Origin of the sequence: Mesorhizobium sp. M0522 (assembly GCF_040321085.1) — a bacterium.
In the GTDB taxonomy this organism is placed as follows: domain Bacteria; phylum Pseudomonadota; class Alphaproteobacteria; order Rhizobiales; family Rhizobiaceae; genus Mesorhizobium.
Genome location: NZ_JAMYQW010000013.1, coordinates 41,275 through 53,941, shown reverse-complemented (window position 1 = coordinate 53,941; position 12,667 = coordinate 41,275). Strand labels below are relative to the sequence as shown.

At 59.3% G+C, this 12,667-nt stretch carries 12 protein-coding genes; 5 read left to right on the top strand and 7 right to left on the bottom strand.

Annotation, left to right across the window (positions count from 1 at the left end):
* Nucleotides 1-4 precede the first annotated feature (4 nt).
* A complete protein-coding gene (locus NKI58_RS16350; protein ID WP_352449145.1) occupies nt 5-454 on the top strand; it encodes a hypothetical protein in 450 nt (149 codons plus the stop codon).
* A gap of 83 nt (nt 455-537) precedes the next feature.
* On the opposite strand, the gene NKI58_RS16345 is transcribed toward NKI58_RS16350, so the two are convergent.
* Nucleotides 538-1,347: a tetratricopeptide repeat protein gene (locus tag NKI58_RS16345; protein WP_352591417.1), complete on the bottom strand. Its 810-nt coding sequence runs from the start codon at nt 1,345-1,347 to the stop codon at nt 538-540.
* Between the two features lie 78 nt (nt 1,348-1,425).
* On the opposite strand from NKI58_RS16345, the gene NKI58_RS16340 reads away from it, so the two are divergent.
* The gene (locus NKI58_RS16340) at nt 1,426-2,466 is read left to right on the top strand and encodes an EscU/YscU/HrcU family type III secretion system export apparatus switch protein (protein WP_352705991.1); all 1,041 of its coding nucleotides are present in this window, start codon (nt 1,426-1,428) and stop codon (nt 2,464-2,466) included.
* A 209-nt stretch (nt 2,467-2,675) separates the two neighbouring features.
* Here the strand turns inward: NKI58_RS16340 and NKI58_RS16335 are convergent, their stop codons facing one another.
* From NKI58_RS16335 to NKI58_RS16310, 6 genes are all read right to left on the bottom strand, one after another.
* Nucleotides 2,676-4,304: an ABC transporter ATP-binding protein gene (locus tag NKI58_RS16335; RefSeq protein WP_352706033.1), complete on the bottom strand. Its 1,629-nt coding sequence runs from the start codon at nt 4,302-4,304 to the stop codon at nt 2,676-2,678.
* A complete protein-coding gene (locus tag NKI58_RS16330; RefSeq protein ID WP_352449149.1) occupies nt 4,294-5,178 on the bottom strand; it encodes an ABC transporter permease in 885 nt (294 codons plus the stop codon). The genes NKI58_RS16335 and NKI58_RS16330 overlap by 11 nt, the downstream gene beginning before the upstream one ends.
* Nucleotides 5,175-6,221, bottom strand: a complete 1,047-nt coding sequence (locus NKI58_RS16325; RefSeq protein WP_352705994.1) for an ABC transporter permease — start codon at nt 6,219-6,221, stop codon at nt 5,175-5,177. Before NKI58_RS16325 ends, NKI58_RS16330 begins: the two co-directional genes overlap by 4 nt.
* 100 nt (nt 6,222-6,321) lie before the next feature.
* Nucleotides 6,322-7,929 carry an ABC transporter substrate-binding protein gene (locus tag NKI58_RS16320; protein ID WP_352705996.1) on the bottom strand — a complete coding sequence of 536 codons (1,608 nt, stop codon included), beginning with the start codon at nt 7,927-7,929 and terminating at the stop codon, nt 6,322-6,324.
* 112 nt (nt 7,930-8,041) lie between these two features.
* Nucleotides 8,042-8,395: a Rieske (2Fe-2S) protein gene (locus tag NKI58_RS16315; RefSeq protein ID WP_352591398.1), complete on the bottom strand. Its 354-nt coding sequence runs from the start codon at nt 8,393-8,395 to the stop codon at nt 8,042-8,044.
* 11 nt (nt 8,396-8,406) lie between these two features.
* The gene (locus NKI58_RS16310) at nt 8,407-9,489 is read right to left on the bottom strand and encodes an amidohydrolase family protein (RefSeq protein WP_352591395.1); all 1,083 of its coding nucleotides are present in this window, start codon (nt 9,487-9,489) and stop codon (nt 8,407-8,409) included.
* Nucleotides 9,490-9,622: 133 nt separating this feature from the next.
* Between NKI58_RS16310 and NKI58_RS16305 the strand changes: the two genes are divergently transcribed.
* The 3 genes from NKI58_RS16305 to NKI58_RS16295 all read left to right on the top strand — a co-directional run bounded on the left by NKI58_RS16305 (nt 9,623) and on the right by NKI58_RS16295 (nt 12,634).
* Entirely contained in the window at nt 9,623-10,480 is an 858-nt protein-coding gene (locus NKI58_RS16305) for a LysR family transcriptional regulator (RefSeq protein WP_292653663.1), read from the top strand.
* A gap of 91 nt (nt 10,481-10,571) precedes the next feature.
* Nucleotides 10,572-11,648 (top strand): FAD-binding oxidoreductase, encoded by a 1,077-nt coding sequence (locus tag NKI58_RS16300; protein WP_352826706.1) that lies wholly within the window; start codon nt 10,572-10,574, stop codon nt 11,646-11,648.
* Nucleotides 11,649-11,977: 329 nt separating this feature from the next.
* Nucleotides 11,978-12,634, top strand: a complete 657-nt coding sequence (locus tag NKI58_RS16295) for a Crp/Fnr family transcriptional regulator (protein ID WP_352623059.1) — start codon at nt 11,978-11,980, stop codon at nt 12,632-12,634.
* The last annotated feature ends 33 nt before the right edge of the window (nt 12,635-12,667 follow it).

The following is a 12,667-nucleotide window of genomic DNA, read 5'->3' as shown; positions in this document are numbered from 1 at the left end:
GGATATGACATCCCCCATCGCATTTTTCTGCGTTGTTCCAGCGCTGGTTCTGGCCGGCTGCGCGAGCAGCCCGCAACAGCGGCAGGATTATTCGCCTGGCTACAACTATGTTTCGACGGATGCAGGCGGCTCCGAGAAAGGTGTCGGCGGCTCAGTTCTTGCTCCCGATGCCTGTCTGGCCGAGCCAGCCGACGACGACAACTCTGCTGCCAAGACGAATCTGACGATCGTCTCCGGCGTCGGCTCCCATCTGCCGCCCGGTTGCGCCAATGCCTTCAATCTTCAGCGGATGTCCGAAAGCCAGCGTGACCTCGTAGAAGGCCGCCGCATGGGCCCGGCGGCGGCGGCACCGACCGCGCGCGCGGCCCGTCGCTACCTCGATGGCGAGGAGGCTCCGATAGGCGGCGCCAACAGCGCGCCGTCGGTGCCGCAAACAACGCTCCCAGTCGAGTGAGCCGGCGCGGTATTCGCCCGCGTAGTGTCACCCTACGCGTCGCGCTTCGCGGAAGATCGCTTCAGGCCCTCCGGCCCGATTCGCTAGCCGAGGATGGAGCCGAGCGCCTTCGCTTTGGCCTGAGTGCTGCCCTTCAGCCGAATGGTTCTTGCGCGGGCAAGCAGGGTGGCCACCTCCTTGGTCGTCAGCCCGATTGGCGGCGAGGCCTTGACCTGGTCGGCCTGGCCAAGAAGCCCGTACACCACCACAATGTTGCGCTTGTGGTGCAATTGCGCATTGGGAGCGGCGGCAATTTTCTGCACCAGCGGCAGCGCCGCAGCGGAATTGTCTTCGAGGGCTGCCGCCAATGCCATGTTGGTCTCGACGTCAAGATCGCCCGGCGCAAGTCTCAACGCCTGGGCGAAAGTCTCCTGCGCCTGCCCTGTCTGCCCGGCGAAAGTCTGCGCAACGCCCAATCGGTTGTAGGCGCCGCTGGTGTTGACCAGCGGCGCTGCCTGCGCAAGCGCGCGCATGCCTGCATCGATATCGCCTACCTCCATCATCGCCGAGCCAAGCCCAAGCATTGCTCCCCCGTCATTGGGAGCTTTGGCGAGCGCGGCCCGATAAGCTTTGGCGGCATCGGCAGGATAGCCTGCCCGCATGTAAGCGTCGCCTGTCTTGACGAACGCGCTCGCCTTAGCGCCCGGCATTGCTGCGGCGCGCTGGTAGAGCGCGATGGCGGTATCACTTTCTCCGCGCGCATCAATATCATCGGCAAGCTTGATCAGGCGCTCGGATTGAGACGATGGGCCCTGCGCCTTGGCCTGCACGGAGCCGGTTTGGGTCGTCTGGCAACCGCTCAGCGCCAGCGCGACGACGACTGGCATGAATACGACACGCAACCGCAAATCCACCTCTCCGTATTCAAGCCTGTCCCACCTTACACAGGGCATCGGCCGACTGGAACCACGATAGTGCGGTAAGATTGCAACATGGCCGAAGAAGCTGAGGAAAAGAAATTACCGGCGTCCGACAAGAAGCTTCGTGACGCCCGCCGCAAGGGCCAGGTTTCGCAAAGCCGCGACCTGGTATCCGGCTTCACTCTTTTCGCAGCGCTTGGCTATCTCTATTTTTGCTGGCCGCTGCTCTTCAAATATCTTTCGGAACTCGTGCAGACTGTGACGGTGCCCGGCGGCTCTTTCGAGGAGGTCAGCCTGCGGGCCATCCACCACTCGTTCTCATTGCTGATGCTTGCCACATTGCCGCTAGTCGGCATCGTTGTGGTTCTCACCGTAGCCTTCGGCATGCTGGCCACGTTCGGGCCGGTCTTCTCGTTCGAGCCGCTCAAGCCGCAGTTCGATCGCATAAACCCGGCGAAGGGCCTTCAGAAGATCCTGTCGCTCCGCAATGTCATCGAGTTCGCCAAGGGCCTCGTCAAGGTGGTGTTCCTGGCAAGCCTTTTCGTATTCATCCTGATCGCCTGGCTACAGCCTCTCTTCGATGCGCCAGGCTGTGGTCAGACATGCCTGGAGCCGATCATCAAGGCGGTGATGACACCTCTCGGGACTGCCGCCGCCCTGGCCTTTATCGTCATCGGCTTGATCGATGTTCCTATTCAGCGCTGGCTGTTCCTACGGGACATGCGCATGACGACAACCGAATACAAGCGCGAACACAAGGATCTCGAAGGCGATCCGTTGATCCGCCGTGAACAGCAGCGACAGCGGCGCGAAGCAGTGATGCAGCCTGCGAAGCTGGGTGTGAAAAACGCGGTCATCGTCTTGGTGTCAGGCGAGCGCGCCGTGGCGTTGCGCTACGTCAAGGGCGAAACGCCTGTGCCGACAATTGTCGGCAAGGGTCAGGGCCGTGCGGCCGAAGATATGATGGCTCAAGCGCGCGAGGCAGGTATCCCCATAGTCGAGGATGCCGTCACCGCCCAAGCGATCTTCGAAGATGCGAACATCGGGTCTTATATCGGCCAGCAGATGTTTTCCCCGGTCGTTCGCCACCTCGTCCGGCACGGGCTCACTTGAAGCCAAAATCCTGCGATTGTCGTTCTATGCCAGTCTAGCCCTGTCGGCTGGTGGAAGCGAAGCGGAAGTCCGCTGGTCGCGCATCCGTCAGCGTCAAGGCGGCACGGCGGAAGACCGAGCAGGCCGATTCAATGAGGGCGTTTCGGTGGACCTGTCATGCCGCCCGATCCGCAGCTTGGCGTTCATTCGCGTTGAATAACAATGCGTCCTCAGCCCCGGCTGGCCAGCAGCCTTGTCAGCCAATCCGGATCCATTTCCGGCACGGAGGATAAAAGCCGTTCAGTATAGGGGGCATGCGGCGGCGTGAGAATTTCGCTCTTCAATCCCTGCTCAACGACTTTCCCCTGGTGCATGACCACAATTTCGTCGGCGATCGCTCGCACGGTGGCAATGTCATGGGTGATGAAAATGTAGCTCATGGCGAGCTCGCGCTGAAGCCGCATCAAGAGCTTCAGGATTTCCTCCTGCACAATCTGGTCGAGGGCGGATGTGATTTCGTCGCAGATGATGAGTTCCGGATCGGCGGCCAACGCCCGGGCGATGCAAACGCGCTGCTTCTGGCCCCCCGACAGTTCGGCCGGCAGACGATCCAAGTAAGTTTCGCTCATCTCGACCATGTGCATGAGTTCGCCGATCCGCCGATCCCGCTGCGCTCCCTTGAGGCCAAGATAGAATTCAAGCGGCCGAGCTATGACTTCTTCGACCGTCTGGCGCGGATTTAGCGCGTTGTCGGGCATTTGATAAATCATCTGTATGCGACGCAGAATCTCTTTTGGGCGGGTCTCCAGGGTCTTGGAAAGGGCCTGGCCGGCAAAGGAAATCGACCCCGAAAGCGGCGGCAACAGGCCGGTAACGACGCGAGCGAGCGTCGATTTCCCGGAACCGGATTCGCCGACCACAGCCACTGTTCGTCCACGTGGAACTTTGATGGAGACATCCTGGAGCACCTTGACCCTCCGCGCGTAAGCCGCGGTGACGTTGTCTATCGTAAGCAGATATTCATCGGCCGGAACTTCGGGCTTGGCGAGCTTGCGCACGGCCCAGAGCGTTTTGGTATATTCCTGGCTGGGCGAGGCGAGCATCTGGCGTGTTTCAGCCTCCTCCACGGTAAGTCCATCGCGCAAAACCATGATGCGGTCCGCCATTTGCGCCACCACCGCCAGATCATGCGTCACATAAATTGCAGCCGTGTTGAATTCCTCCACGACATTGCGAATGGAGGCGAGAACTTCGACCTGCGTCGTCACATCGAGCGCCGTCGTTGGCTCGTCGAAGACGATGAGGTCCGGACGACAGGCCATCGCCATAGCGGTCATTGCCCGTTGCAACTGTCCGCCGGAAACCTGATGAGGATAGCGAAAGCCGATGGTCTCCGGGTCTGGAAGCTGAAGACGCCGATAAAGATCGACGGCACTCCGGTTCGCTTTCTCTCGGCTGGCAATCCCATGCGCCACCACAGTTTCGACAGTCTGATCGAGGAGCCGGTGGGCCGGATTGAAAGAGGCCGCGGCGCTTTGTGCGACATAGGCGATACGGGAGCCTCTGAGGCGACGCCGCCCTGTTTCGCTGAGTGCCAGAAGATCGATCCCGTCGAACAGGATCGAGCCCTGTGTAATACGGCAGCCCGGCTTGGCGTAACCCATCGCGGCGAGGCCAATGGTGGATTTGCCGGCGCCTGACTCGCCGATCAGGCCAAGAACCTCCCCCCGCTTCAGCGCCAGATCGACCCCGCGGACAATGGGATGCCATCGCTCGTCCGAGAAGCCCTCCACATGGAGATTGCGGATCTGCAGTAGATCCTTGCCTTTTTCGCGCGAGGCCGGACCGCTACCTTTCATCCCGCAACCCGCTTGTTGCGTGCAGGAACCAGTCCACGACGAAATTCACGGATACCGTGAGGAGGGCAATCGCGCCGGCCGGCAGCAGCGGCGTGACATCGCCGTAGGTGATCAGGGTTGCATTCTCGCGCACCATCGATCCCCAATCGGCGGTCGGCGGCTGAATGCCGACGCCCAAGAAGGACAGTGCCGCGATCGTGAGGAATACGAAGCAAAATCGCAAGCCGAACTCCGCGACCAGCGGCGGCATCACGTTGGGAAGGATTTCCTTGGCGATGATCCATTTCGGGCCTTCCCCGCGCAATCGCGCCACTTCGACATATTCCATCACTGCCACGTTAAGCCCGACGGCGCGTGCGAGCCGAAAGACACGGGTAGAATCGAGCAGCGCAATTATGATTATCAGGCTGGTGATCGACGACCCGAAGATCGAAAGCAGCACCAGGGCGAAGATCAGGCTTGGGATCGACATCAACACGTCAACCGCACGCGACAGTATCTGGTCGAGCCATCCTCTGTACAATGCGGCTAGAAGACCTAGCGAGACGCCGACTGCGAAGGACAGCAGTGTGGTCGCGACGGCGATACCGATGGTGTTGCGCGCACCGTAAATCAAGCGTGTGAGCATATCGCGGCCGAGCTGGTCGGTTCCCAGTTTGAACTGCTGGCTCCACGGTGCGAAGGCTTCGCTGAAGACCTGCGTTTCGCCGTATGGGGCGATCCAGTGCGCGAACACCGCAACGATGACATAGCCGATGATGACGAGGATGCCGAACCAGGCACTGAAGGGTGCCTTCTTCAGCGCCGTTTTGGCCCGGGTGGCGCGCGAGCGCCTCAGCCTGTGAACCTGAGCGATGGGTTCGTAGCTGGTCATCGTGGATGCAAGAGCCTTGGATTGGTGGCGATCGAAATGATGTCGGCGGTCAGATTGAGCAGGATGTAGGTCGCCGCGAAAATCAGGGCGCAGGCCTGGACAACCGGAACATCCCTGGATTTGACCGCATCAACCATCAGCTGACCAATGCCGGGATAGACGAACACCACTTCGACCACGACCACTCCGACGACCAGATAAGCGAGATTGAACGCTACCACCGTGACGATCGGAGCCCAGGCGTTGGGCAACGCATGCCTGAGTACGATGGCCATGGGCGACATTCCCTTCAGCCGCGCCATGTCGATATAGGGGCTTGCCAGCATGTTGATGATCGCGGCTCGTGTCATGCGCATCATGTGGGCGACGATGACGAGCGTAAGTGTGATTGCCGGCAAGGCTACTCTCCAGACATGCTCCCAGAATGGCGTCTGGTCGTTCACATTCGACAATGTCGGGAACTTGGGAACTGCGTTGAGCATCCAGTTCAGTGACACTGCGAGCCAGTGCGGCAGGGATTGTGCGAACTCGGATCCGATGAACGTGTCGCGCGAGATGACCAGGTAGGCTAGCATATAGGCGACGAAAAACTCCGGGAACGAAATGGTTGTCAGCGTCACTGCGTTCACCAGCCGGTCGAACCAGCCATTGCGGTAGAGCGCAGCGAGGATGCCAAGTCCCAGGGCCAGCGGAACTGCGATCAGCGCGGTCATCGATGCGAGGAACATCGTATTGTAGAGGCGCGGCGCGATGATCTCGGCGACAGTGCGCCGATACCCGGTGCGGCTCGCGAACGAAGAGCCGAAATCCCCGTGGAGCATCTGCCCGACCCAGACGAAGTAGCGCTCGACAGGCGGACGGTCGATGCCAATTTCTCGCTGGAAGGCGGCGACCGTTTCGGGTGTGGCGGATTGCCCGAGCATCGCCTTGGCGAAGTCGCCCGGAAGCATTGCAATCGCAGAAAAGATGATGATGGACACGATGAACAGCGTGACCAGGCCGAGGCCAAGGCGCTGCAGAACCGTTCTTGCGACGGGGTTCATTTGCACGCGTTTCCCGTTGCGGCCGCTGCCCTGCCACATCCGGCAGGGCACACCGGGGCCAACCGGACCCTCGCAACCATCGCGGGTCCGGCCCGCACTCTCACGCAGTGGCGATCCACCAGCGTTCGGCCATCTTCAGTCCATCGTTCTCCCAGTTCGGCGCCACCTCGCCATGTGCGAGCTTATTGGATTTGGCGCTGACGAAATTGTTGAAGACCAGCACGATGCTGCCGCCATCATCATGGGTCAGTTGCTGCATCTCGGCATACATTGCCGACCGCTTGGCATCGTCCGTCTCGGCGCGCGCCTGGACAAGCAACTCGTTGAAGCGAGGATTTTTCCAGAACGACTCGTTCCAGCTGGAGTCCGCGGCGAAGGCTTGTGTGAACATCCAGTCGGCGGTCGCGCGACCGCTCCAATAGGAAGCGCACCAAGGTTTCTTGAGCCAGACATTGTCCCAATAGGCGTCCTCGGCCTCACGCACGACGTTTACGTCGATGCCGCACTGGGCTGCCGTTTCGCGGATGAGCGCAGCCGCGTCCACAGCGCCTGCAAAAGCGGCATCGGCGACCGAGAGATCCACCTTCAGTTTTTCCATTCCGGCCTTTTTCAGATAATGCTTGGCTTTCTCCGGATCGAAACTGTGTTGCGGCTGCGGATTCGTGGCGAATTTGATTGCCGGCGCGATCGGGTTGTCGTTGGCCACGGTGGCGTGGCCGAGAAAGATCTTGTCGACGATCTCCTGACGATTGATCGCCCATTTCAAAGCCATTCGGACGTCCGGATTGTCGAACGGCGCCATCGTGACATTCATCGGCAAGGTATAGTGGCCATAGCCGGTGACCTCGACGATCTCCACCTTGGGATTGCGTTTCAACATGCCGAGGGTCTTGAGGTCGGCGCGGCCAATATAGTCCACCTCCCCTGTCGATAATGCGGCCATGCGAGCGGCGAGATCGGTGATGGCGATGAACTCCACCTCGTCGAGATAGGGTTTGCCATTTTTGAAGTAGTTCGGATTGCGCTTGAGCTTGGCCGAAACTCCGGGCTGGAAGTTCTCAAGCACGAAAGCACCGGTGCGAACGCCCGATCCCCAATCCGCCTTGCCGTCCTTGGCCGGCATGATGACCAGATGGTAGTCACTCATGATGTAGGGGAAGTCGGCATTGCCGCTCTTCAACGTGAAGACAACCGTCTCCGGGCCGTCCGCCTTGATGCTGGCGACCGGTTCAAGCAGCGGCTTCGCCGCCGATTTGGTTTCGTCGCCCATATGGTAGCGCAGCGAAGTCACGACGTCGTCCGCCGTCACATTCTTGCCGTTGTGGAAGGTTGCGCCCTTGCGCAGCTTGAAGACCCAGGTTTTGGCGCCATCCGACGATTCAAAGCTCTCGGCAAGGTCCGGCTGGACGTTGCCTTTGGCGTCGACCTCGGTGAGGCTGTTGGACATCGAGCCCGAGAACACGGTTTGTGTGAATGTGTCCGGGTAGCCGGCCGGATCGATCGAATCCGTTGTTGCCCCATGTGCCATGCCGAGCTTGGCGAAGCCGCCCTGCAGCGGTTCGGCCCGGGCCGTGCTGACGAAGAGCTTGTCCGCAGCGGTAAGCGTCAGCCCAGCGGCCAGCCCAAGATGAATGAAGTCGCGACGGGAAATCTTGCCGCGGCCAGTCTGGCTTTGAGCGATACCAAGCTTGTATTCAGATTCTGACATTTGACTCTCCCATTGCGGATTTTCCGCGTTATTGTTCGTCAAGCACCTGTGAAGAAATCTGCTCGTCAGCCGCGATCACCCTTTCTTCTGACCGCTCAAATCCGCACCTCGATCAGGCTGTCACATAGATGCTGCCCGCCTCGACGGTGACTGGAAATGTGCGCGCGCGAACGGACGGATCGACCAGGGCCGCGCCTGATTTGATGTCGAATTCCCAGCCATGCCAGGCGCAGCGCACGATCTCGTTTTCGCGGTGATAGATGAATTGCGCCCCTTCGACCGGTGCAGTTGTTCCGCATTGCGGCCCCTCGCAAAGCGGAGCGCCGCGGTGCGGACAAACATTCAGCAGCGCGTGGAATGAATCTCCGATGCGGAAAACCCCGACCGAAAGGCTGCGGATCTTGGTGATGAAGGGAGATCCGGTTTCGATCTCGTCGACACGGCAAATATATGTCTTCTCAGGCATCGTCTGCTTCCTCAGGCGGCATTCGCCGCTTGCGCGCGGGGGATGCGTTTGTAGACCTCCAACGCATTCAGCCCCATGATCTTGCTCTTCCAGGCGGGAGGGATTTGCAGCGTGTTGGCGTCGTCGTAATCCCAATGCGGATAATCGGAGGCAAACATCAGCGTATTTTCGCCGTCCATCGCCTCGAGAGTGGACCAGAGATGCTGAATATTTGCGGGCTGCTCCAGCGGCTGCGTGGAAAAGCGGATGTTGCGCCGGCAGTATTCGGACGGCAGCATCTTCAGCCATGGCGTCTCTTTGCGTAGAGCTTTGTAATCGGCGTCCAGGCGCCATAATACCGACGGCACCCAGGCGACGCCGCACTCGATGACTACGAAGTAGAGATCCGGCCATTTCTCGAAGACGCCATGCGCAATCATGCTTGCGACATGTGAAATCGCCGACATGTGCAGGATGGCATGGGTCTCCCAGAAGAATGTCGTCGGGGCCGGAGCAATCGCGGTCGAATTCACGCCGCCATGGCCGCCCAGATGAATGGCAAAGGGCAGCCCCACCTCGGCGCAAGCCTCATAAATTGGATGGTAAAACGGATCGCCATAGGGCTTGACGGAGCCTTGCGAAGCGAGAACCTGAACCATGCGCGGGTGATTGCCCAGACGGCGTATCTCGGCGGCCGCGAGCTTCGGATCCTGTGGCGCGACGATGATCGAGCCCATGAAGCGATCGTCCTTCGGCAGCCAGTGGTCGATCTGATAGTCATTGTAGGCGCTGACGAGGGCGCTGGCATAATAGGGATTGGCGAGGGTGGAAGCCTCGATCGGCTCGTCGCCGGTCAGGATCGCCACATCGACCTTGTACTTGTCGAGGTGTTTTTCCTTCATGATGAGATAGTTGTCGGCTTCTGTTTTCGGACGGACGTCCTTGCGGGAGAAGTCCTGCGGATGAAACCAGGGACGATGGCCATGCGGGAAGGCGCCAACGGGACCTGTCTTCTCGCCTTCGACGAACATGTCCTTCCATAGGCCGGAAAGGTAAGGCTCCAATACGGTCGCGCTTGACCAGTAATTGTGACAATCGCAGTCGACTATGAACACGTTGCTCAGCTCCGTAGCTTCAGCCTGGTCGATCTGCCGGCCGATTTCACCGTGTGCAGCTTCCGCCTTGAGTATTGTTTGATCAAGCTTATGATCCGGCCCAATATGATCGACTTTTTCGATCGGAGGTCATGTGCAGCTAGATCACATCGAAACCTTTCTCGACATTATCGAGTCGCGAAACTTCAATCGCACCGCCGATCGGTTGGGATTGACCCAGTCGACGATCAGCACCCGCATCAAGAATCTGGAGAGTGCGATCGGGTCGGAGCTCTTTCAGCGCGGGCGTGCCGGTGCTGAGCCGACAGCCGCAGGGCGGCGGTTCGAAGCGTACGCCAGATCCCTGCTGTCGACGTGGTCGCAAGCTCGCCACGACGTGCGAGCGTTCAACCGTTTCGAGGGCACCTTGCGCATCGCCGCTCAAGTAGGCATGACCCGTTCGGTCCTGCCGGGATGGGTCGAGACACTGTGCCAGGCGCTTCCCAAATCCTCGATCCATGTCGAGTCGGATTATTCGAACCAGATGGTCAGCGACCTAAGCATGGGAAATCTTGATATCGCCGTGCTTTATGCGCCTCGTTACCTGCCTGAGATCGCCTACGAGCATCTGATGGTCGAGGAATATGTGATGGTTTCGACGGCTGCCAGAACGCTGTCCGACGTCGACCCTGAAACCTACATTCGCCCGGGCTACACCGCCGTGCTGGAAAAGACGCACGCAGAGCTGCTGGCCGAGTTGGCGATCTGTCGGCTTTCGACGGGATCGGAAACTCTGGCGGAGATCATGCTCCGACGAACGGGCGGCACCTGCTATATGCGTAGCGACGATGCGCGCCGGTTCACGGCCGAGCTCCCATCGTTTCTCGTCGAGGGAGCGCCGACGCTGCACCAGCCAGTCCACACCGCGATACTCGCGCGCCGCAAACATGAACCAATTATTCGCAAAGGCATCCGAGCTCTCCAGGTTGCTGTAATGTCACTGGAAGTCTAATCGAAATTACCGATCATAAAGGCAGGATTGCGCGGCTGTTCAGCGGGGTTTGAAGTGGCATCTTGGCTCGACTTCAAACCCGAGTTGACTGATGAATGCATACGCGGCCTTTGCAGCCTCCGGCTTCGTCCCAACAAAGCGTCATCGGCAGTGGGCACAGACCACATCGCAGCTTGTGCTCTGCCGGCGCGTGATCGACGAAACGCACGATGTGAAAACATTCGTTCTCACACCCACTTCAGATCGGATGTTCTGCTTCAGCGCTGGCCAGTATGTTCTGGTGCACCTTAGGATCAACGGTGCCGCGGTGACGCGCTCCTACTCCGTTTCGTCACCGCCGACGCGACCGCTCGACCTACAGATCACCGTGAAACGGACGCCGGGCGGGCTCGTTTCGAATTGGCTGCATGACAATTTGATGCCGGGCGACGGGATCGAGATCGAAGGGCCGCTCGGCTCGTTCAATCTCGACGATCTGCCGCATGCAAAGTCCCTCTTCCTTTCAGGTGGCAGCGGGATAACTCCCGTCATGTCGATGCTGCGCGCATTTACCGACCGCGCAGCCGACCAGGATATCCGCTTCATTCACAGTGCGAGAACGCCGGAAGACATCATCTTTCGGCTTGAACTGGACGCACTTGCCGCTCGCTTTCCCAATGTTAAAGTGACTTGCATTTGCAGTCAGGAAGACGCGGCATGGAGGGGTCCAACTGGACGCATTGGCAGTCAAATGCTCCTGAACCTGGTTCCCGATCTCCATAGCCGCACCATTTTCGCTTGTGGGCCGGAATCCTACATGAAGACGGCACGCGGCTGCCTGGAGGCAATCGGCCTCGCCCGTTCACAGTATCATGAGGAGAGCTTCGGAGGCGGCAACAGTTCGCGTTCGGTACCGGCTTCAAAGGTTTCGTCTTCGGTCCGCTTCGTCAGGTCTGGCATTGCGCATGACTGCGCGCCCGGAGAGACCTTGCTCGAAGCGGCGCGCCAATGTGGCGTCTACGTCCCGACCGCTTGCCAGCAGGGAGTTTGCGGGACCTGTCGGATCGCCAAGCTGTCCGGCGAAGTCGTCATGGATGACGTAGGCGGGCTGACCTTGGAGGACAAATCGGCAGGCTACGTCCTGGCGTGCTGCAGCCGGCCGCAAGGCGACGTTTTGCTTGATCTCTAATTGTCACATACCGCATCGCGGGACAAATCGGATCAGCCTTTGCGTTGCACAATCAAGCCGCACTGCTGCGCCGCAAGTGATTGGCATTTCGGAGCATGTTGTCCGGCCTTACCCGGAGACTTGACCGCCCCCGAACACTCTAAGTTAGAGGCAGTTACCTCATTCAAACAGACGAGGACAGTAGGCCAACCCGCCGTTAGGGTAAGAGGTCGTTCTGTCGATTCTATACGGGGGATACTATTGTCAGTCTTGCGGAAACGGAAGCAAACTTGCGATCCTCCATGCAGACACTATTGCAGTTCATGTGCTCTCATCCCATAGGGGGGACGTTGTCGAAGAATGAGTGGGGAAACAACAATTTTCTCGGTGTTACCGCAAAAATCTATAAACCCCATTCGGTGATATGCCGCCAGGAGGACGACAACAGTGAGATATTCATTGTAAAATCGGGCTGGGGCATACTTTATCAGGCACTGCCGGACGGAGAGCGGCAGATCATAGACACTCCCCTCAAGGGGGATGTCGTCGGTTTCCGTGGCTTGGACGGACCCCGTCTTGCGTCGCTGGCGTCCATAACCGAACTAGCTGTTTATGAAATTTCCAGTAAGGAACTGGTCGAGGCCATCCTGTCGGAAGGCCGAATCGGGAAGAAGATCGCCTGCTCCCTGGCGCGCCTGAACGCCATCCTTGCCGAACATCTCATGAATACCGGGCGGCGGAACGCGATGAGGCGTACCGCCCACTTCCTGCTAGAGTTGGAGGTGAGGCTCTCCAGGGTTGGGCTGTCGGCGCATGGAAGGTATGAGTGTCCTCTTGCCCAGCATGAACTGGCCGACATACTCGGCATGACCACGGTTCACGTCAACCGAACGTTAAGGGAGCTCCGCAAGGCCGATCTCGTCTCTTTCAAGTCAGGCCATGTAGAAGTGATCAATCGCAAGAAGCTGGTCGAAACAGCCGGATTCGACAGCGAGTATCTCAGGTAGCGGCTATCTCTCTTGAAGAGATTATCATGACGG